The sequence below is a fragment of the Streptomyces sp. NBC_01506 genome (assembly GCF_045040295.1).
GTDB lineage: Bacteria > Actinomycetota > Actinomycetes > Streptomycetales > Streptomycetaceae > Streptomyces.
The window spans coordinates 4,432,231-4,450,000 of record NZ_CP109422.1; the positions used below are offsets into that span (position 1 = coordinate 4,432,231).

General features: G+C 71.4%; 17 protein-coding genes. 10 read left to right on the forward strand and 7 right to left on the reverse strand.

Annotation, left to right across the window (positions count from 1 at the left end):
* Positions 1-28: 28 nt before the first annotated feature.
* Positions 29-1,078, reverse strand: coding sequence for an aldo/keto reductase (locus tag OG329_RS19270; RefSeq protein WP_405796690.1), 1,050 nt, complete (start codon positions 1,076-1,078; stop codon positions 29-31).
* Between the two features lie 128 nt (positions 1,079-1,206).
* On the opposite strand from OG329_RS19270, the gene OG329_RS19275 reads away from it, so the two are divergent.
* The 5 genes from OG329_RS19275 (at position 1,207) to OG329_RS19295 (ending at position 7,003) form a co-directional block, all read left to right on the forward strand.
* Positions 1,207-1,830, forward strand: a complete 624-nt coding sequence (locus tag OG329_RS19275; protein WP_405796692.1) for a TetR/AcrR family transcriptional regulator — start codon at positions 1,207-1,209, stop codon at positions 1,828-1,830.
* A 146-nt stretch (positions 1,831-1,976) separates the two neighbouring features.
* The gene (locus tag OG329_RS19280) at positions 1,977-3,383 is read left to right on the forward strand and encodes an amidohydrolase (protein ID WP_405796694.1); all 1,407 of its coding nucleotides are present in this window, start codon (positions 1,977-1,979) and stop codon (positions 3,381-3,383) included.
* The gene (locus OG329_RS19285) at positions 3,371-4,507 is read left to right on the forward strand and encodes a DUF5937 family protein (RefSeq protein WP_405796696.1); all 1,137 of its coding nucleotides are present in this window, start codon (positions 3,371-3,373) and stop codon (positions 4,505-4,507) included. The genes OG329_RS19280 and OG329_RS19285 overlap by 13 nt, the downstream gene beginning before the upstream one ends.
* Before the next feature lie 151 nt (positions 4,508-4,658).
* Positions 4,659-5,624 (forward strand): threonine/serine dehydratase, encoded by a 966-nt coding sequence (locus tag OG329_RS19290; RefSeq protein WP_405796698.1) that lies wholly within the window; start codon positions 4,659-4,661, stop codon positions 5,622-5,624.
* Positions 5,625-6,004: 380 nt separating this feature from the next.
* Positions 6,005-7,003 (forward strand): alpha/beta fold hydrolase, encoded by a 999-nt coding sequence (locus OG329_RS19295; protein ID WP_405796700.1) that lies wholly within the window; start codon positions 6,005-6,007, stop codon positions 7,001-7,003.
* A 73-nt stretch (positions 7,004-7,076) separates the two neighbouring features.
* Here OG329_RS19295 and OG329_RS19300 read toward each other — a convergent pair whose 3' ends face one another.
* Complete coding sequence (locus OG329_RS19300; protein WP_405796702.1) at positions 7,077-7,763, reverse strand: response regulator; 687 nt, start codon at positions 7,761-7,763, stop codon at positions 7,077-7,079.
* Positions 7,760-8,935: a sensor histidine kinase gene (locus tag OG329_RS19305; RefSeq protein ID WP_405796704.1), complete on the reverse strand. Its 1,176-nt coding sequence runs from the start codon at positions 8,933-8,935 to the stop codon at positions 7,760-7,762. The genes OG329_RS19300 and OG329_RS19305 overlap by 4 nt, the downstream gene beginning before the upstream one ends.
* 168 nt (positions 8,936-9,103) lie before the next feature.
* Between OG329_RS19305 and OG329_RS19310 the strand changes: the two genes are divergently transcribed.
* Genes OG329_RS19310 through OG329_RS19320 form a run of 3 tightly spaced genes read left to right on the forward strand, consistent with a single transcriptional unit; the run spans position 9,104 to position 12,380 of the window.
* Positions 9,104-10,090: an ABC transporter ATP-binding protein gene (locus tag OG329_RS19310; RefSeq protein ID WP_405796706.1), complete on the forward strand. Its 987-nt coding sequence runs from the start codon at positions 9,104-9,106 to the stop codon at positions 10,088-10,090.
* On the forward strand, positions 10,087-11,607 hold the full coding sequence (locus tag OG329_RS19315) for an ABC transporter permease (protein ID WP_405796708.1): 1,521 nt from the start codon (positions 10,087-10,089) through the stop codon (positions 11,605-11,607). The genes OG329_RS19310 and OG329_RS19315 overlap by 4 nt, the downstream gene beginning before the upstream one ends.
* The gene (locus OG329_RS19320) at positions 11,604-12,380 is read left to right on the forward strand and encodes an ABC transporter permease (protein WP_405796710.1); all 777 of its coding nucleotides are present in this window, start codon (positions 11,604-11,606) and stop codon (positions 12,378-12,380) included. The genes OG329_RS19315 and OG329_RS19320 overlap by 4 nt, the downstream gene beginning before the upstream one ends.
* A gap of 10 nt (positions 12,381-12,390) precedes the next feature.
* Here the strand turns inward: OG329_RS19320 and OG329_RS19325 are convergent, their stop codons facing one another.
* The 3 genes from OG329_RS19325 to OG329_RS19335 form a co-directional block, all read right to left on the reverse strand.
* Positions 12,391-13,950 (reverse strand): multicopper oxidase family protein, encoded by a 1,560-nt coding sequence (locus OG329_RS19325; RefSeq protein WP_405796712.1) that lies wholly within the window; start codon positions 13,948-13,950, stop codon positions 12,391-12,393.
* Positions 13,947-14,354 (reverse strand): hypothetical protein, encoded by a 408-nt coding sequence (locus OG329_RS19330; protein WP_405796714.1) that lies wholly within the window; start codon positions 14,352-14,354, stop codon positions 13,947-13,949. The genes OG329_RS19325 and OG329_RS19330 overlap by 4 nt, the downstream gene beginning before the upstream one ends.
* Positions 14,355-14,494: 140 nt before the next feature.
* Entirely contained in the window at positions 14,495-15,685 is a 1,191-nt protein-coding gene (locus OG329_RS19335; protein ID WP_405796716.1) for an amidohydrolase family protein, read from the reverse strand.
* Between the two features lie 96 nt (positions 15,686-15,781).
* On the opposite strand from OG329_RS19335, the gene OG329_RS19340 reads away from it, so the two are divergent.
* Together OG329_RS19340 and OG329_RS19345 are read left to right on the forward strand one after the other, a co-directional pair.
* Positions 15,782-16,321 carry a MarR family winged helix-turn-helix transcriptional regulator gene (locus tag OG329_RS19340; RefSeq protein WP_405796718.1) on the forward strand — a complete coding sequence of 180 codons (540 nt, stop codon included), beginning with the start codon at positions 15,782-15,784 and terminating at the stop codon, positions 16,319-16,321.
* A 55-nt stretch (positions 16,322-16,376) separates the two neighbouring features.
* Entirely contained in the window at positions 16,377-16,742 is a 366-nt protein-coding gene (locus OG329_RS19345; protein ID WP_405796720.1) for a PH domain-containing protein, read from the forward strand.
* 18 nt (positions 16,743-16,760) lie between these two features.
* On the opposite strand, the gene OG329_RS19350 is transcribed toward OG329_RS19345, so the two are convergent.
* Positions 16,761-17,765 carry a hypothetical protein gene (locus OG329_RS19350; protein ID WP_405796721.1) on the reverse strand — a complete coding sequence of 335 codons (1,005 nt, stop codon included), beginning with the start codon at positions 17,763-17,765 and terminating at the stop codon, positions 16,761-16,763.
* Positions 17,766-17,770 lie beyond the last annotated feature (5 nt).

A 17,770-nucleotide genomic window follows, 5' to 3' on the forward strand; every position in this document is an offset into this window, starting at 1 on the left:
GAAGCTGACCGGCCTGTCGCGTACGCGATCAGGGGCGGCTGCGGGTGAGCGGGGACGGGTTGAGGCGGGCGAAGCCCTCCTGGCGTTCGTACGGGAAGTGGGGATACGGCGCCACCTTGGCGCTCGCCGCGTCGAGCCGGGCCACCTGTTCGGGCGTCAGCTCCCATCCGACGGCGCCGATGTTCTGGCGCAGTTGCTCCTCGTTGCGGGCGCCGATGATGACGGAGGACACGGTCGGGCGCCGCAGCAGCCAGTTGATGGCGACCTGGGGGACGGTCCTGCCGGTCTCCTCCGCGATCACGTCGAGGGCGTCGACCACGCGGAAGAGATGGTCGTCGTCCACGGGCGGCCCGAAGTCGGCGGTCTCGTGCAGCCTGCTGCCCGCCGGCAGCGGCCGGCCACGGCGCAGCTTGCCCGTGAGCCGCCCCCACCCCAGCGGACTCCAGACCATCGCGCCGACGCCCTGGTCGAGGCCGAGGGGCAGCAGTTCCCACTCGTAGTCGCGGCCGACGAGCGAGTAGTAGACCTGGTGTGCCGCATAGCGCGGGTAGCCGTGCTGCTCGGCGGCGGCCAGCGACTTCATCAGTTGCCAGCCGGAGAAGTTGGAGACGCCGACGTAGCGGATCTTCCCGGACCGTACGAGCTGGTCGAGCGTGGACAGCACCTCGTCGACCGGCGTCCGCGCGTCGAACGCGTGCAGTTGGAAGAGGTCGATGTGGTCCGTGCCGAGCCGGCGCAGCGCGTCCTCCGTCGCCCGGATCAGCCGGGAGCGCGAGGTTCCCGCGTCCCCGGGCCCGTCGCCCATCGGCAGGCCGGTCTTGGTCGACAGCAGGACGTCGTCGCGGCGGCCCTTGATCGCCTGGCCGAGCACGTCCTCGGACGCGCCCGCCGAGTAGACGTCCGCCGTGTCGAACATCGAGATGCCCGCCTCCAGGCAGATGTCCACGAGCCGGCGCGCCTCCCGCGCGTCGGTGTTGCCCCAGGCACCGAAAAGCGGCCCCTGGCCGCCGAACGTGCCCGCTCCGAAGGAGAGGACCGGGACCGTGAGCCCGGACGCACCCAGTTGCCTGTACTCCATGATCGAACCCCTCCACAAACCCGAAACTCATGCCTTAACGGGAAGGATTTCCCTTTAAGATGGCTCCAACGTAACAGAGGAGTGCGACTAATGGAACTGGAGTCCCGTTATGGAGGTGAGGCGCGCCCATGAGCACCGCTGAGAACGACGACGCCTGTGGCGATCCTGGGACGCTGCGCCCCGGAGGCCGTACAGCCAGAGTGCGCGCCGCCGTGCTGCGGACGGCCGGCGACGCCCTCGCCGAACACGGCTTCGCCCGCCTCGACCTCGCCGATGTCGCGCGCCGCGCGGACGTCGGCAAGTCGACCGTGTACCGCCGCTGGGGCACGGTGGCCGGTCTCGTCGCCGACCTGCTGACGGACATGGCCGAGCAGTCGCTGCCGCGCACCGACACCGGTTCGCTGCTCGGCGACCTGCGGGCCAACGCCGACCTCGTACGCCGCACACTGGCCGACCCGCGCCAGGGCGCGCTGTTCAAGGCGGTGATCGCGGCGGCCACGACGGACACGAGGACGGCCCAGGCCCTGCACCGCTTCTACGAGATACGGGTCGCCGAGTGGGCGCCGTGTGTCGAACAGGCGGTGCGGCGGGGCGAGTTGCCGGCGGGGACGGACCCGTACGAGGTGATCCGCGCCGTCTCGGCCCCGCTCTACTACCGCCTGCTGACCAGCGACGCGCCCTTGGACGAGGCGGCGGGGGCACGTGCGGCGGAGGCGGCAGCGGCGGCGGCGAAGGCGGGGGTCTACGCGTAACCACGAGGTCGGCGGGCGGGAAGGCGCGGGGTTACCTGAGGCGCGGTAATCGGAGGCCGGACGGTCGGCGGCGGACGCAAGCTCGTCATGTCCGGCCAGGTGGCCGGAGCCGCGTCAACTCGATCTCGTACGACGGGAGTCCCCCCATGTCCGCAACCGACACCGACACCAACACCGACAACTCCGATTTTCCCGGCAGCACCCTCGCGCCCACTCTGAAGGGCCTGAGCGACGAACTCACCGCGCTGCGGCCCCGCATGGAGGAGGTCAGCCGCGCCATCCACGGGCGGCCGGAGCTGAAGTTCGCCGAGTTCCACGCCGTACGGGTGCTGACCGACTGGCTCACCGAGGCGGGCTTCGTCGTCGAGACGGGGGCGGGCGGGGTGGACACCGCGTTCGTGGCGGTGCACGAGGGGAGCGAGCCCGGTCCGTACGTCGCCGTACTCGCCGAGTACGACGCGCTGCCCGGCGTCGGGCACGGCTGCGGCCACAACCTCATCGCGGCGGGCGGCGTGGCCGCCGCGATCGCGGCCGTCCGCGCGCTGCCCGGCCACGCGGGCACGATCGCCGTCATCGGCACGCCCGGCGAGGAGATGGGCGGCGGCGGCAAGGTCCTGCTGGCCGAGGCCGGGGTCTTCGACGGAGTCGACGCGGCGGTGATGTTCCATCCGGCCGACCGCTCGGCGACCACCCAGCACGCGCTGGCCGCCGCGCATCTGCGGGCCGACTTCGTCGGCGTGAGCGCGCATGCCGCGAAGACCCCGTGGGAGGGGCGCAGCGCGCTGGCCGCCGCCCAGCTCTTTCTCAACGCGCTCGATTCGATGCGGCAGTTCATGCCGCCGACCGCCCGGCTGCACGGGATCGTCTCCGACGGCGGCCGGGCCCCGAACGTGGTGCCCTCGCGCGCGGCGGTGGACTTCTACGTACGGGACACCACGTCGACCGCCACCGAGGCGCTGGTCGAGCGGGTCCGCGCGGCGGCGCGGGGCGCGGCGCTCGCCACCGGGACGGAGGCGGCGGTCACCGAGACGGGCGCGCTGTACGCGGAGCGCCGCGACAACAACGTGCTCGCCGCCCGGTTCGGCGCCACACTGCGGGCGCTGGGCGTGGGCATCGCCCCGGGCGGGCCGCACGAACCGGCGGGTTCGTCGGACATCGGCAACCTCTCCCAACTGCTGCCGGTCATCCACCCGTACGTACGGACCGCCGAGTTCGGTACGCCCAGCCACTCCGACGCCATGCGGAACGCGTCGGCGACGGCTTTCGCACACGACCGCGCCCAAGTCGCGGCGACGGGGCTGGCCCGGGTCGTGACGGATCTGGTCACGGATCCGGAGTTCCTGGCGGCGGCGCGGGCGGAGTTCGAGGAGACGGGAGAGGCGGCGGAGGCGGGGGAGGAGGGGGAGACGGGGGAGACGGAGGACGACGAGGAAATCCTGGAGGTCATCGAGGCCAACCAGTCCAACCAGGCCAACGGCAACGGTCGACCGTACGAAGCTCGTCACGCGCGTCGGGCGAGCCACGCTCGTACAATCCGGCCATGTCGGTCGTAGTCGTACTGGAGGGGGCGGGGCCGGGCCGTTTCACGGTCGCGGTCTCGCCCCTCGCCGAACTGGCCGCGAGCCTGCATGTGTTGACCGTGCACGGACACGGCCACCACGCGGAACACGCGCCCTGGGCCCGCGAGGTGGCGCGCACGGCGCCGGCCGCATTCCGGGCCGGGCTGCGGCGATTCTCCCCGCTGTGGACGGCGCTGCGGTGGCGGGGGTTCTACATGGGGCTGGAGAGGACGGGGGTCTCCGCCCCGCCACCCCCACCGCCCCCCACCCCATTAGCGCCACCGTCCATTCCTTCCCCCCTGTCCCCCCTGTCCCCGTTGTCGCGCCTCCCTGTCGACCGTTTCGCCGAACTCACCGCGTACTCCTGCGCCAGCGGCTACCTCGGCTACGCCTTCGGCCGCGTCCTCCACGACCCCGCCCAGGCCGCCGCCCTGCGCCACGCCGCCTCCGGGCTCCCCGAACCGCACCTCGAACTCGCCGAGGCCCTGCTGCGCGACCCGGAAGCCCTGCGCGCCGACGTGCTCGCCTTCCTCGACCTGTGCCGCCCCGTCTTCTTCGCCGCGCTGTGGGCCGAGACCGAACCCCATCTGGCGCGCGCCGCCCACCGCGTACGGCAGCGGCTCGCGGACGACGGCCCCGGCGCGGCGCTGGCCGCGCTCAGCCCGTCCAGCGTCCGGCTCGCCGACCCGCCGCGCGTGGTCTTCGACAAGGTGCACCACGCGGTGATCTCACCGGCCCGTACGCCGGTGCTCCTCATCCCCACCCGCTACGGCGCCCCGCACCTGGTCGTGAAGAACGAGCCGGGCCTGCCGCCGGTCGTGCACTTCCCGGTGGACGCCCCGGTGGTGGGCGTCACCCTGGCCCGTAGCCGCATGCTCGCGCTGACCGACCCCAGCCGCGTACGCCTGTGCCGGCTGATCGCCCGCCAGTCGATGACCACGGCGGACCTGGCGGACCGGCTGTCGATGACGCGCCCGCAGGTCTCACGCCATCTGCGCGCGCTGCGCGACCTGGGACTCGTACGTACGGAACGCAACGGCCGCTACGTGCACTACGGTCTCGACCTCGGCGCGGTGGAACGCATCGGCCGCGACGTCGCGACGGCGTTGCAGTACTAGGCGGTGTCTTGCCGATCTTGCCGGCCCCCGTTCCCCCCCCGGCCCCCGCCCACGCCCACGCCCCCGGCCCCGGCCCGGACGGGCGCGCGCGGCAGTCTGTACGGTCTGTCCAGAGGCGGCGGCAACCGGCCGCCAACAGGAGGTACGTCTCGTGATCGGCATCTCGGACATCGAAGCGGCGGCGCGACTGATCGCCGGACATGTCGTGCGTACGCCGACGGTCGAGAGCCCCGGGCTGTCGGCACTGCTCGGGGTTCCCGTCACCGCCAAGCTGGAGGTGTTGCAGCGCACGGGCTCCTTCAAGGCGCGCGGCGCGACGGCGAAGCTGCTGTCGCTGAGCGACGCGGACCGCGCGGCCGGGGTGGTGGCGGTGAGCGGCGGCAACCACGCCATCTCCGTCGCGGTCATGGCCGAGGCGCTGGGCGTGAAGGCCACCGTCGTGATGGCGAAGTCCGCGCCCGCGCGCGCCGTCGAGATCGCGGAGGCCGCCGGCGCGACGGTGCGGCTGACGGACACGATGGACGAGGCGTTCGCGCTCATGTCCCGGCTCCAGAGCGAGGGACTGACCATGGTCCACCCCTTCGACGACCCGGTGGTCGTCGCCGGACAGGGCACGGTCGGCCTCGAACTCGCCGACGACGCCGCGAGCGCCGAGATCACGGACGTACTCGTCTCCATCGGCGGCGGCGCGCTGATCTCCGGTGTCGCGGCGGCCCTGCGCGCGCGCCGGCCCGGCGTACGGATCTGGGGGGTCGAGACCGTGGGCGCGCAGGCGATGTCCGAGGCGCTGGCGGCCGGGGGGCCGAAGCCGGTCCAACTGTCGTCCATCGTCTCCACCCTCAGCGCGCCCTCGGTCTCGCGGATCACCTACGACCATGTGACCGACCTGGTCAGCGACGTGCTCGTGGTCACGGACGCCGAGGCCGTCCAGGGCACGCTCGACCTCGCGAACCACGCGAAGGTCTGGGCCGAACCGGCCGCCGGCTGTCTCGTCCCGGCGGCCCGCCGCGTCATCGAACGCGTCGGCGGCGAGGCGCGCCTGGGCCTGGTGCTGTGCGGCGGCAACGCGACCACGGCCGACGTCATGACCTGGGCGGAACGCTTCAACCTCCGCTGACGGCGCGCGCCGGGGTTCGCCGCCCCCCAAGGACAATTGGCACACTCTCCTCACTTCGAAGATTTGCCGGGGCGCCGGCCGTTGCCGCGTGCCCTTCTCTTCGCGCTCCCGCCACCGGCCACCGGCCACGGGTGGGGCACCCGGCCGCATGACGCAGATATGCGCGAATTCCTGGAACTCGTACGAGGGAATCCCGTTCCACTTTCTCCCCAAGACTCGTCCACAGATGATTTCGTGGCGAATTCTGGTCGTTGGTAGGAGCAGTGAAGCGGAAGTGCTCCCGCTCGCTCGCGTCCGGATCCGGTGTGCCGCCACTGCGGGACGTATTGGGTCGCCTGCCGGACGGCGACACCCCCCACCTCAGTCCTTGGAGCCACCCAGTGCCTGTGCCCACCGACGCGATCACCAGTTCACGCACCCCCACCGCCGACGCCGCCCTCACGCTGCCGGTCCAGTCCACCGACAGAGACACCGAGAACGCCGGGCAGCCCGCCGAAATCGTCGAACACGATCTGACCTTCGACGGATTCCGCTACACCTGCCGCGTCGCCCGCCAGGGCCGTCTCGACACCGAGCCCATCGTCGTCCTGGGCGGGTCCTCCCAGGACCGCCACTCGTGGCAGCGTCACGAGAAGTGGCTCACCCCGCTCAGCTCCGTGATCACCGTCGACCTGCCCGGCTATGGAACGGCCGACTTCCTGCCCGCGAAGTACGGCGTCGACTTCCTCGCCGCCGCGGTACGCCACGTCGTCCAGGAACTCCGCATCCCCCGCATCAATCTGGTGGCCGCCTGCTACGGCGGAGCCATCGGCGTACGGTTCGCCCAGCACTACCCTCACCTCCTCGAACGGATGATGCTCGTCGGGATGACCACCGTCATTCCGGCCGACTACGCGTTGGCCATGGAGCGTTGGGACGGCATGATCCGACGCGGTGACACGGAACCGATCGCCCGGGAACTCGCCGACCGCTTCATGTCGCCTCCCGGCACCGGCCACGTACGCAAGAAGGCCGCCGTCGCCCGGCTCGTCTACCAGCAGATCGCCGCGCAGAACCCGGAACAGCTCCGCATGTCCGCCGAGCACAACTCCCGGCTCATGCGCCACGAGTGGTACCGCCCCGAACCCACGCCCGCCGTCCCCAGCCTGGTCGTCACCGGTGAACACGACACCCTGACCACGCCCGCCATGGGCCGCACCATGGCCGCGTGCCTGCCGTCGGCCCGGTTCATGACCATCGAGGAGACGGACCACCTCGCCCCGGTGGAACGCATCGCCGACTTCGCCGACCTCATGGCGCGTTTCTGTACCGACCGCCCGCTGGAGGGCCTGCCCTACGCCACCGAGCCCGAGGTATTCGGCGCGTCCCTGCCCGCCTGACCGGCTCTCGCCCCGATGGCGCGCCACCCCTGCCGCCCGGATCCCGTCCGGGTCCTCCTCCCGCGCCCATTCCTCACCCCTCCTGTCCGCCGACGCCCGGCACGATCAGGCCCGACTCGTACGCCGCGACCACCGCCTGCGTGCGATCGCGCAGGCCGAGTTTGTTGAGCACCCGGCTGACGTGCGACTTGACCGTCTCCTCGCTGACGACGAGCCGCGCCGCGATCTCCGGGTTGGACAGCCCTTCGGCGATCAGCCGCAGCACCTCCGTCTCACGTGGGGTGAGCGCGGTGAGCGGTGCGGCAGCGGGCGCGGCCGGCTTTTTGCGCAGCCGGGCGAACTCGCCGATGAGGCGGCGGGTGATCGTCGGAGCGAGCAGCGCCTCGCCCGCCGCGACCACCCGCACCGCGTCGAACAGCCGCTCGGCGGCGACGTCCTTGAGCAGGAAGCCGCTGGCGCCGGCGCCCAGCGCGTCGTAGACATGCTCGTCCAGATCGAAGGTGGTCAGGATGATGATGCGCGGCCCGGCGCCGTCCGCCGCGGCGTTGCAGATCTTTTCGGTCGCCTCGATGCCGTCCATGACCGGCATCCTGACGTCCATGAGCACCACGTCGGGACGCTGTTCCCGGCAGACCCGCACCCCTTCCGCGCCGTCCGACGCGGTGCCGGCCACCGAGAAGTCGCTCTGCGTGGCGAGCAGTCCGGCGAAGCCGGCCCGTACCAGCTCGTGATCGTCCACGATGACGATCCGCGTACTCATCGGACGGTCTCCCGCACCGCGAGGGGGAGTCTGGCCTCCACCAGGAACCCGCCACCGGGTGCCGGGCCCACGCGCAGCTCGCCGCCGACCGCGGCGACGCGCTCGCGCATGCCCAACAGCCCGTGCCCGGAGGACCGGTCTTCCGCTCCCGGCCCCGGCCCCGGGCCGTTGTCCCTGATCCGCACCTCAAGCACCTCCCTCTGGTAGCGCAGTTCGACATCGACGGCCGCCCCCGGTGCGTGCCGGCGGGCGTTGGTGAGGGCTTCCTGGACTATTCGGTACGTGGTCAGCTCGATGCCCGGGTCGAGCGTCGCCACCGGCCCGCTGACGATCAGCCGTGTGGCGGCGCCGGACGCCTCACGCGCCTCGTCCAGCAGCTCGTTGAGCTGGGTGAGCCCCGGCTGTGGTCTGCGGGTGACGGGCGGGGTGCCCGCGTCCTCGCGGAGCACGCCGAGCAGCCGCCGCATCTCCGTCAGCGCGGCGCGAGCCGTGTCACCTATGTCCAGCAGTCGCTTGGCCCCTGCCTCGGTCATGCCGGGCGTGGTCAGCCGGGCCGTCTCCGCCTGGACGGAGATCATCGAGATGTGATGCGCGACCACGTCGTGCAATTCGCGCGCGATGCGCGCCCGCTCGCCGCGCGCCACATGCTCGTAGAGCGTGTCCGCCATCGCTCGCTCGGTGGCGTCGCGCGCCACTTCCTCCGCACGCGCACGATGACCTATCCCGTTCGCGACCGCCGCTGCCGCGAGCACGGCCGTCACCACCCCGTACACCCTTATGCCGTTGATCTGCGGGCCCGCGAGGGCGATCAGGACATAGGGGAACACCAGCAGCACCGCGAGGTGCCGGGAACCACGACCGGCGAGCCAGTGCAGGACCATCAACTGCGCGACGAGCCCGCCGACCGTCAACACGTGGAAATTCACGAGCGACACCACACCCGCGGCCGTGAGGCCGATGGTGGCGGCGGTGGCCAGCGGCATGCGCAGCAGCCCGGCCGGTGTCGTCGTGCTGATGGCGAGCGCCATCGCGAACGAGAGATCGGTGTCGATACTTCCCCCGCGCAGCGCGGTCTCCCCGCACGCGAGCAGCGCGAGCACCGCCCCGGTGCCCGCCTGGCGGTCGGGCGACCCGGCGATCCACTTCGCCACGCGCTTGATTTCTTCGCTCACGTCCACCATTGTCCCGGCGCCGGGGCCCGTTGGCGTCCCCCTGGCCAGCGCTCTTGGCATCCCCCACACGAGCGATACCGGCGGGGGTTCCTCCCCCGTGCCAGGGGTGCCGAAGTGCGCTCTGGCGCGTGACGACCCGGGGCACCCCCGCTGCCTAGCCTTTCGAGCATGAAGGCAACCATCGAAATTCAGGAGCTGCGAAAGCAGTTCGGGCAGACCGTCGCGGTCGACGGACTGTCCTTCACCGTGCGGCCGGGCCAGGTCACCGGCTTCGTCGGGCCCAACGGCGCGGGGAAGTCCACGACCATGCGTATGCTCCTGGGCCTGGACGCGCCCGATTCCGGGAGTGCCCTGATCGGTGGGCGGCGGTACGCGACGCTGCGCCGGCCCCTGTCCGAAGTGGGGGCGCTGCTCGACGCGGCGGCCGTGCACCCGAGTCGGCGCGGCCGGGACCATCTGCTGTGGCTCGCGCACTCGCACGGATTCCCGCCCGCCCGCGTGGACGAGCTGCTGGAGCAGGTCGGGCTCACGTCGGCGGGCCGCCGCCGGGCGGGCAGTTACTCGCTGGGTATGCGCCAGCGGCTCGGTATAGCTGCCGCGCTCCTGGGCGATCCGCCGGTGCTCGTGCTGGACGAGCCGGTCAACGGCCTTGATCCAGAAGGAATCCGCTGGATCCGTGGCTTTCTGCGCGGGCTCGCGCGCGAGGGACGCGCCGTGCTGGTCTCCAGTCACCTGATGAGCGAGCTGGAGGACTCCGCCGACCATCTCGTGGTCGTCGGGCGGGGCCGGCTCATCGCCGACACCTCCGTCGCCGAGCTGCTGGCCGCCGCTTCGGGCGAGCGGGTCTCGTTGCGTACGTCGGCGCGTACGGACGCCATGGCGTTGCTGGCCCGCGAGGGAGCGACGGTCGCGGCGGACGGGCCGCAGACACTCACGGTCACCGGACTGCCCACGGAGCGGATCGTCGCTCTGCTGAGCACGGGCGGGGTGCCGTTCTCGGAGATCGGCGCCCACCGGGCCACGCTTGAGGAGGCGTATATGGAACTGACCCATGACGCTGCCGAGTTCCGCTCGACCGAGGCGCACCCGGAGACGGTGTCCGGCACGGCGGCGGACACGGCCGCGACGACCGAAAGGGAGGGCACGCAGTCATGAGCACTCCCACCGTCACCCCCTACCGCTCCGAACTCCCGCCCGCGCGCGACGGGTTCCCGCAACTGCTGCGCGCGGAGTGGACCAAGCTGCGCACCGTGCCCCGCTGGGGCCTCACCCTGCTCGCCACCGTCGTGATCACGGTGCTGATCTCGTTGCTCTCCGCCTTCAGCGGCAGCAGTGACGTCACCGGAGACCGGCCACCACCCCCCAAGGGGCCGGAGGGCGGCGTCGTCCTCGACGGTTTCCCCTTCGTCCACCAGTCACTGACCGGTGACGGGAGCATCACCGCCCGGGTGTCCCCACCCACCGGCCGGGTGGGGGCGGCCGAGCCGTGGGCCAAGGCCGGCATAGTGATCAAGGAGAGTACGAAGCAGGGATCGCCCTACGCGGCGACCATGATCACGCCGGGGCACGGCGTCCGGCTCCAGTCGAATTTCACCCACGACACCGCCGGTGGCCCCGTGTCCCGGGACCGGCCGCACTGGCTGCGGCTGACCCGCTCGGGCGACGAGTTCACCGCGTACGAGTCGGCCGACGGTTCGACATGGGTGAAGGTCGGCACGACACGGGTCGACGGGCTGCCGGACACCGTCCGGGCGGGACTCTTCGTGGCCACGCCCGAAGAGACCATGGTGCGGCGGCAGTTCGGCTCCACCTCGGTCGGGGGCCAGCCCGCACGGGTCACCGCGACCTTCGACAACATCACGGTGGACGGCGGACAGGGCGCCTGGCGCCAGGACAACGTGGGTGAGGCCGTCGGCGGCCCAGGCTCCAAGGGGACGCCGGACAGTTCGACGGAGAAGGCCGGCGCGTGGACGCTGACCGGCTCGGGCGATGTCGCGCCCCACACGCCGGAGGTCGACATCACGCAGCAGTCCCTGGTCGGAGCCCAGATAGGGCTGATCCCGCTGGTGGCACTGAGCGTGCTGTTCATCACCGCCGAATACCGGCGCGGCATGATCCTCACGACGTTCACCGCCAGCCCACGCCGGGGAAGGGTGCTCGTCGCCAAGGCCGTCGTCCTCGCGGGAGCCGCCTTCGTGGCCGGCCTGGTCGCCGCGGTGCTGTCGTTCCTGCTCAGCGAGCCCGAGTTGCGCGACCGTATGCCCAATCCCCTCTTCTATCCCGACGTGTCCCTGATCGAAGGGCCCGTGGTGCGCGCCGTCTTCGGCACCGCCGTGCTGCTGGCCGGCGTCGCCGTCCTGGCCCTGGCCGTGGGCGCGCTTCTGCGGAACACGGCCGTGGCCGTCACCTTGATCGTGGTGGTGCTCGTCCTGCCGGTCGTCCTTCTCTCCGGGCTGCCGATCGGCGCCGCGCAGTGGGTGATGAAGCTGACCCCGCTCGCCGGCTTCGCGGTCCAGCGGACCTTGCCGGTGTACGAACACGTGGACTCCGTCTGTCTCCCGGAGAACGGCTGCTATCCACAAGGACCGTGGGCAGGGCTCACGGTGCTGTGCGCCTGGGCGGTCGTCGTCCTCGGTCTGGCTGTCTGGCGACTGCGCGGGAGGGACGCATGAAGGGCGCGCTCCACGCGGAGTGGACGAAACTGCGTACGGTGCCGAGCACTTGGTGGCTGCTGCTCGCCGTGGTCGCGCTGACGGTGGCGCTGGGCGCGGTGGCGACCGGGACGGTGTCGACGGACCAGTGTCCGTCGCCGGACGAGTGCCACGAGGACACCGTCAGGCTCAGCCTCGTCGGGGTCTGGCTCGGTCAGGCGGCGGTGGGCGCTTTCGGGGTGCTGACGATGAGCGGTGAGTACGGGACCGGGACCATCCACACCACCCTGGCGGCGGTGCCGGGCCGGGCCCGTGTCCTCGCCGCCAAGGCGGTCGTCGTCTTGGCTGCGGCGCTGGCGGCGGGGACGCTCGCCGTCCTCGGCTCGCTGCTCGCCGGCCGGTTCATCCTCCCCGGCAACGGTTTCAGCGCGGCCCCCCTCTCCCTCACCGAGGGACCGACCTTGCGTGCCGCCGTGGGCACCGTTGTCTACTTCGGCCTGATAGCTCTGCTGGCGCTGGGCGTGGCCGCGGTCGTACGGGACACCGCCGGAGCCGTCACCACAGTGCTGGGACTGCTCTACGCGCTGCCCGCCGTGGTCGAGTTGCTGGGCAACGACGAGTGGCGCGAGCGAATACGGGAGTGGGCCCCAGCGTCGGCGGGACTGGCCGTTCAGGCGACCAGAGACCTGGAGAGCCTGCCCATCGGCCCCTGGGCGGGCCTCGCGGTCCTGGCTGCCTGGGCGGGAGCGGGGTTGCTGGCGGGGGCGGCGGTCTTCACACTGCGCGACGCGTGAGCGTTCCGCCTCAGCTCCCGTGTCCTTCGTGGGAAGGGACGGTACGACTCGGGGGACTGCCCGGACGCTCGCCCGGTCCCAGGACCACGAACTGGCCCATCATTCCCTGGTCTTCGTGGTAGAGCATGTGGCAGTGGAACATGTACGGCACGTCGGGGTCGGAGTAGTCGGCGAATCGAATGACGAGCCGCATCGTCCTTCCCGGCGGCACGAAGACCGTGTCCTTCCAGCCGGCCAGCTCGGGCGGCGGACGGTCCCCGTCGACCGACAGCACCCGGAACTGAACATCGTGCACATGAAAGCTGTGCAAGGTGCCGTCGCCGCTTCGCACGTCCCAGATCTCGGTGCTGTCCTTCCGCACGCCGAAATCGATGCGGTCCATACGCATCTGTTGGCCGTTGATGTGGTGCTCGGATAGTTCGAAGGTCCGGGTCCGGGTGGCGGACTCCGCCGACGCCCGGGGAAGGTCGGCCAGCCGCGCCGGAAGGGCGGGCGAGGGGGTCAGTGAGGCGGCTGCCCGTAGCTCCAGTACGTCGAACCGGTCGGAACCGCCGTCGTGTTGGACGAACCCGCTTCCGGTGGACGGCTCGTCGCTGCGCAGGACCAGGCGCTCGCCGGGCTCGACCTCGACCACGATCTCGGCGCGTTCGCCCGGGGAGAGTTCCACGCGAGGGGTGGTGTGTGGTGCCGGCAGCAGGCCACCGTCCGATCCGATCAGGGTGAACGGCCGGTCGTCGGCGAAGTGGAAATGGTAGACGCGGGCGTTGGATCCGTTCAGGAGCCGTAGCCGTATCCGCTCGGTGGTGACGGCGAGATACGGTCCGACCACACCGTTGACCAGCAGTTGGTCCCCGAGGAAGCCGGTGGTGCCGGCCATGTCCTCGGCCAGGTCCAGTACGCCGTCGGTCAGTCGCCGGTCCTGGACGATGAGCGGTATGTCGTCGACGCCGTACCGATGCGGCAGCCGCAGCAGCGGTCCGGAGGCGTCGTCACCACCGCTGTCACCACCGCCGTTCTCGTCGATGAGGAACATGCCGGCGACGCCTCGGTAGAGATGTTCGGCGGTCTTCCCGTGCGTATGCGGGTGGTACCAGAGCGAGGCGGCGGGCTGGTCGATCTTCCAGGTGGGCGACCAGGTCGTGCCCGGTTCGATCATCTGGTGCGGGCCGCCGTCCATCACGGCGGGCAGATGCATTCCGTGCCAGTGAAGGGAGGTCCTTTCTCCAACGCCGTTGGAGACACGCATCAGCACACTCTCGCCGCGCCGGGCCCGTAGCGTCGGTCCGAGGTAGCCGCCGTTCACGCCCCAGGTCGGGGACGGCTTGCCGGGGACGAACTCATGGCGTCCCGCGCGGATGTCCAGGTCGAAGACCCGGCGGCCGTCACCGTCGATCCGGGACGGGGCGAGCGGCGGTGCCTTGACCTCGTTGGTGAACGCCACCTTGCCCACGGTGTCGGTCTTCGCGCCGGTGACGGACGCCACCAGCCGGGGCAGTCCGAGGCCGACGGCCGGCAGCAGTACGGCGCCGGCCCCGAGCAGCCGCAGTGTCCGGCGTCTGGTGAGCGTCATGCCGGCTCACCGCCCCGGGCGGGGCGGGGAACCTCGGCCCGGGTCTCCATCACCAGCATGATGCTCGCGCCGAACATCAGCACACCGAGAGGCACATGCAGTTCCCGTACGCGGGCGAAGCCCAGCGCCATCTGTACCACCGTGAACACCACGAGAGGAGCGCTCTTGACGGCGAGACGCGGCGAACCGCCGCCCGGTCGCCATAGGAGAACCGCCACGAACAGATTGAGGACCACGGTCAGCGCGACGGCTCCGCCGAGCATGCTGTGCGAGGTCCGACCGACAGGTACGGAGGCCAGCAGGAGCCCGGCCGTGACGGACTGCGCCAGGATCGCGGCGGCCTGGAGGAGGGAGGTGATCCGCAGGAGGCGCGTCAGGCGCGCGTGCCGACGCGTCTGCGGCACCGCCGGCGTATGACCCGGCACGGGAGCCGGCGCGGGAGCGGCGTGGGACGTGTCCGCAGGTGGAGGCGCGGGCGAAGGAATGGGAGTGGGCGTGGGCATGCGTCAGCTCCTGGGAGTTGGGAGGTGGTGGCCGGCCGTCGTCAACGGGGCAGGGGCAAGGGCAGGGGCAGGGGCAGTGCGACGCCGCGCCGCCAGACCGCGACGATCGCGCGCGAGGCGGCGATGTCCCTGGTCGGATCGCCTTCGACCAGTACGAGATCGGCGCGCAGACCAGGGGCGATACGGCCACGGTCCGACAGACCGAAGTGGCGGGCCGGCACCGCGGTGCTCGCGGCCAGGGCCTCCGACGGGGTGAGTCCCGCCCGGGTGAGCAGTTCCAGTTCGCTGTGCAGGCCCTCGCCGTGGGTGGGGGCGTACGGATTGGCGTCGGTGCCGGCCAGCACCGGTACACCGGCCCGGTGCAACGCCCCGGCCACGTAAGCGGCGTTGGCGATGCGGCGGGTGTCGTCAGCGCCGAGGGATTCGATGTACACGAGGGTGCTGACCACGAACACGCCCTGCGCGGCGACTCTACGGATCAGTTCGTCGTTGTCCAGATCCGCCGGTGCCTTGTCCGACCAGACGTGGGCCAGGCCGTCGACCCCGGCGTCCAGGGCAACGGCGGCGTCCCTGGCGGTGGCCACATGCGCGATGGTGCGCAGGCCGACCGCACGGGCCGCGTCGACCAGGGCGGTCGCGAGGTCCCGGCCGATGGTCGGTATCGGCGCGGACGCGGACGTGGACGCGGACGTGGACGCGGACCGAGAAGTCGATCCGTCGTCGATCACGATCTTCAGGTAGTCGCTTCCCTCCGCCAGCCGGGCGGCGACGAACTCCTCGGCCCGCGCCGCGTCTTCGATCGTGTCGAACCACCCGACCGCGTCGCCCGGTTCATCCAGCGTGGCCGCCATCGCCGTCATCACGGCTGTCGGATGCCCGCCGGGGGCGGTGGCGAGGACGCCCGCGCTGCGGAGATCCGCGACGTCGTCGCGCTCGGCCAGCTTCCGCTGCCGCGCCAGGTTCGACGGCAGGCAGAACATGTCCAGTTCGGTGGTCACCCCGTACGTCAGCGCTCGCGCGAGACTCCCGTCGAAGGTGTGGGTGTGCGCGTCGATCAGCCCGGGAAGGAGGGTCCGCCCCGTGCCGTCGACGTCGATGTCCGCGCCCACCCTGTCGGCATTCGCATCGAGTTCGGCGATGCGGTTGTCCTCGATCAGGACATCGGCGCACGGGATCGTCCGGCTGCCGTCGAAGACGCGCACATCGTGGATGAGAGTTCGTGCAGGGCTCACGGGGTCACCTCGACCAATCGATCAATCGGCTCGAATGTAGTTCCCCAGAAGATAGTACGCCAGCTAACTATTTACCAGTCGCTAGAATCCTTGGCCATGAGCGATGACAAGCCGGGCGCGGACATGGTGGACGGCGTCCTGGCGGACTGGCGCCGGGAGCGACCCGATCTCGATGTGTCGGCCGTGGCCGCCGTCGGCCGACTGACGTTCGTCGCCGAGAACGTCGTCGGACCGGCCGGAGTCCGGGCGGTCGAGCGCCACGGCATCGGCAGGGGCGACTTCGACGTGCTCGCGACGCTGCGACGCGGAGGCCCGCCCTACACGCTGAGCCCGTCCGTGCTGTCCGCCGAGCTGATGATGTCGCGCGCGGGAATGACCAAGCGGCTGGACCGGCTGGAGAAGGCCGGCCTACTGACACGCGCCCTCGACGCCGACGACCGGCGCAGCTTCCGGGTCTCGCTCACGGACGAGGGCCGCCGGGTGGTCGACGCGGCGCTCACCGATCTGGTGACCGCCCTCTCGGCGCTCGTCTCGCACCTCACGGACGCGGAGCGCGACGGCCTCGACCGGGCGCTGCTGGCGCTCGTGCGCGCGGGCAAGGAGTCGGGCGCCGATACGGCGACTTCTGGCCCCTGATTCCCCGCCAGGTATAGTACGAAGATCGTGCAACTTGGATAAATGGGGGACTTCCATGGCGCTGTTCGGCAACGCACACACCATCAATCCGGCCACCGCCCAGCAGGACTACGCGCGGCTGCTGGGGCAGGGTGAACAGGTGCACGCCGCCTACCAGTTGGTACGCGACAGCATCCTCTTCACCGACCGGCGACTGATCCTCGTGGACAAGCAGGGGATAACCGGCAAGAAGACGGAGTACCACTCCATCCCGTACCGGAGCATCACGCACTTCGCCGTGGAGACGGCCGGCACGTTCGATCTCGACGCCGAGCTGAAGATCTGGCTCTCCGGCGCCTCGGTGCCGATCCAGAAGACCTTCACCAAGGGAGTCGACATCTACGAAGTGCAGGCCATCCTCACGCAGTTCGCCGCCCGGTAGGCCCTGTCCGGCGCGCCCTCAGGGCGCGGGCGGTGGCTCCTTGGCGGTGATGAGCAGCGTGACCGTGCGGTTGCGGGGCGCGTTCGCGTCCGTCGCCGGGAAGGGGCCCCGTCGCTGGTCCGCGCTGACCAGCCGGAAGTCCGTCAGCCGCAGATCACTGTCCTGCGCCAGATACTGGGCAGCCACCCGCGCCCGGTTCAGCGCGACGACGGAGCCACCGCTCGGGGCGCCGCCCGGCACCGCGACCGAGTGACCCACCACCGTCGTCTCCACCGCCCCGGCGTCCGGCCCGAGGTCGGAAAGCCTGCGGCCGATCTCCGTCAGCGCCGACGCGCCCCGCGGGCCGATCACGGAGTCGTACGGGAACACCCCCGTACTGAACACCAGTTGGACGTCCTCGGCATGCCGGCGGATCTCCACACCCGGCATCGCCAGCCGCTCAGCCACCGCGTCCAGCGTGCTGTCGCGGCGCGCCGCCTCGGCCGCCTCAGCAGTGTCGTCCGCCTCAAGAGCCGCCAGACGCTCCTTGAGCCGCTCCGATTCGGTGTCTGATTGGGCCACCGACCCCGACGACTGCCGGTCACTGTCACCGTCGTCGCCACCGTCACCGGCGTTCACCAGGAGCCAGCCGCCACCGCCGAGCAGCGCGGCCACCGCCAACGCGGCGGCGGCGACCACCACCCGGCCGGTGTGGACCACCGGGCGGGCGGGCCGACGTCCGGCGGCGATCTTCGCGAGCGTACGGCGGCCGGCCGCCGCGTCCGGATCGTCGGGGGCGACGGCCTCCACCCGCGACCAGCACGCGTCCGCCTCCGCCAGCTCACCGCGCTGGGCATGCACCTTGGCGCGCAGGTTGAGGGCGGCCAGCACCGTCGCCCGCTCGGACTCGACCGGCTCCCCCAGCTCGCCCAGCTCGTCCAGCAGTTGTGCCGCCAGGTCGAGATCGCCCGCGCGGGCCGCCGAGTGCGCCCGCCGCACCGTCAGTTGAAGGCTCAGCGCCCGCGCCGAATCCGAAGCACTCACGTCAC

Bases quoted from the DNA above. Each gene is read 5' to 3' on its own strand.
- OG329_RS19285 (WP_405796696.1), top strand. From the start codon at position 3,371: ATGTCGGTCGTAGTCGTACTGGAGGGGGCGGGGCCGGGCCGTTTCACG.
- OG329_RS19300 (WP_405796702.1), bottom strand. From the start codon at position 7,763: ATGAGTACGCGGATCGTCATCGTGGACGATCACGAGCTGGTACGGGCC.
- OG329_RS19320 (WP_405796710.1), top strand. From the start codon at position 11,604: ATGAAGGGCGCGCTCCACGCGGAGTGGACGAAACTGCGTACGGTGCCG.
- OG329_RS19310 (WP_405796706.1), top strand. From the start codon at position 9,104: ATGAAGGCAACCATCGAAATTCAGGAGCTGCGAAAGCAGTTCGGGCAG.
- OG329_RS19280 (WP_405796694.1), top strand. From the start codon at position 1,977: ATGTCCGCAACCGACACCGACACCAACACCGACAACTCCGATTTTCCC.
- OG329_RS19275 (WP_405796692.1), top strand. From the start codon at position 1,207: ATGAGCACCGCTGAGAACGACGACGCCTGTGGCGATCCTGGGACGCTG.
- OG329_RS19315 (WP_405796708.1), top strand. From the start codon at position 10,087: ATGAGCACTCCCACCGTCACCCCCTACCGCTCCGAACTCCCGCCCGCG.
- OG329_RS19325 (WP_405796712.1), bottom strand. From the start codon at position 13,950: ATGACGCTCACCAGACGCCGGACACTGCGGCTGCTCGGGGCCGGCGCC.
- OG329_RS19270 (WP_405796690.1), bottom strand. From the start codon at position 1,078: ATGGAGTACAGGCAACTGGGTGCGTCCGGGCTCACGGTCCCGGTCCTC.
- OG329_RS19345 (WP_405796720.1), top strand. From the start codon at position 16,377: ATGGCGCTGTTCGGCAACGCACACACCATCAATCCGGCCACCGCCCAG.
- OG329_RS19340 (WP_405796718.1), top strand. From the start codon at position 15,782: ATGAGCGATGACAAGCCGGGCGCGGACATGGTGGACGGCGTCCTGGCG.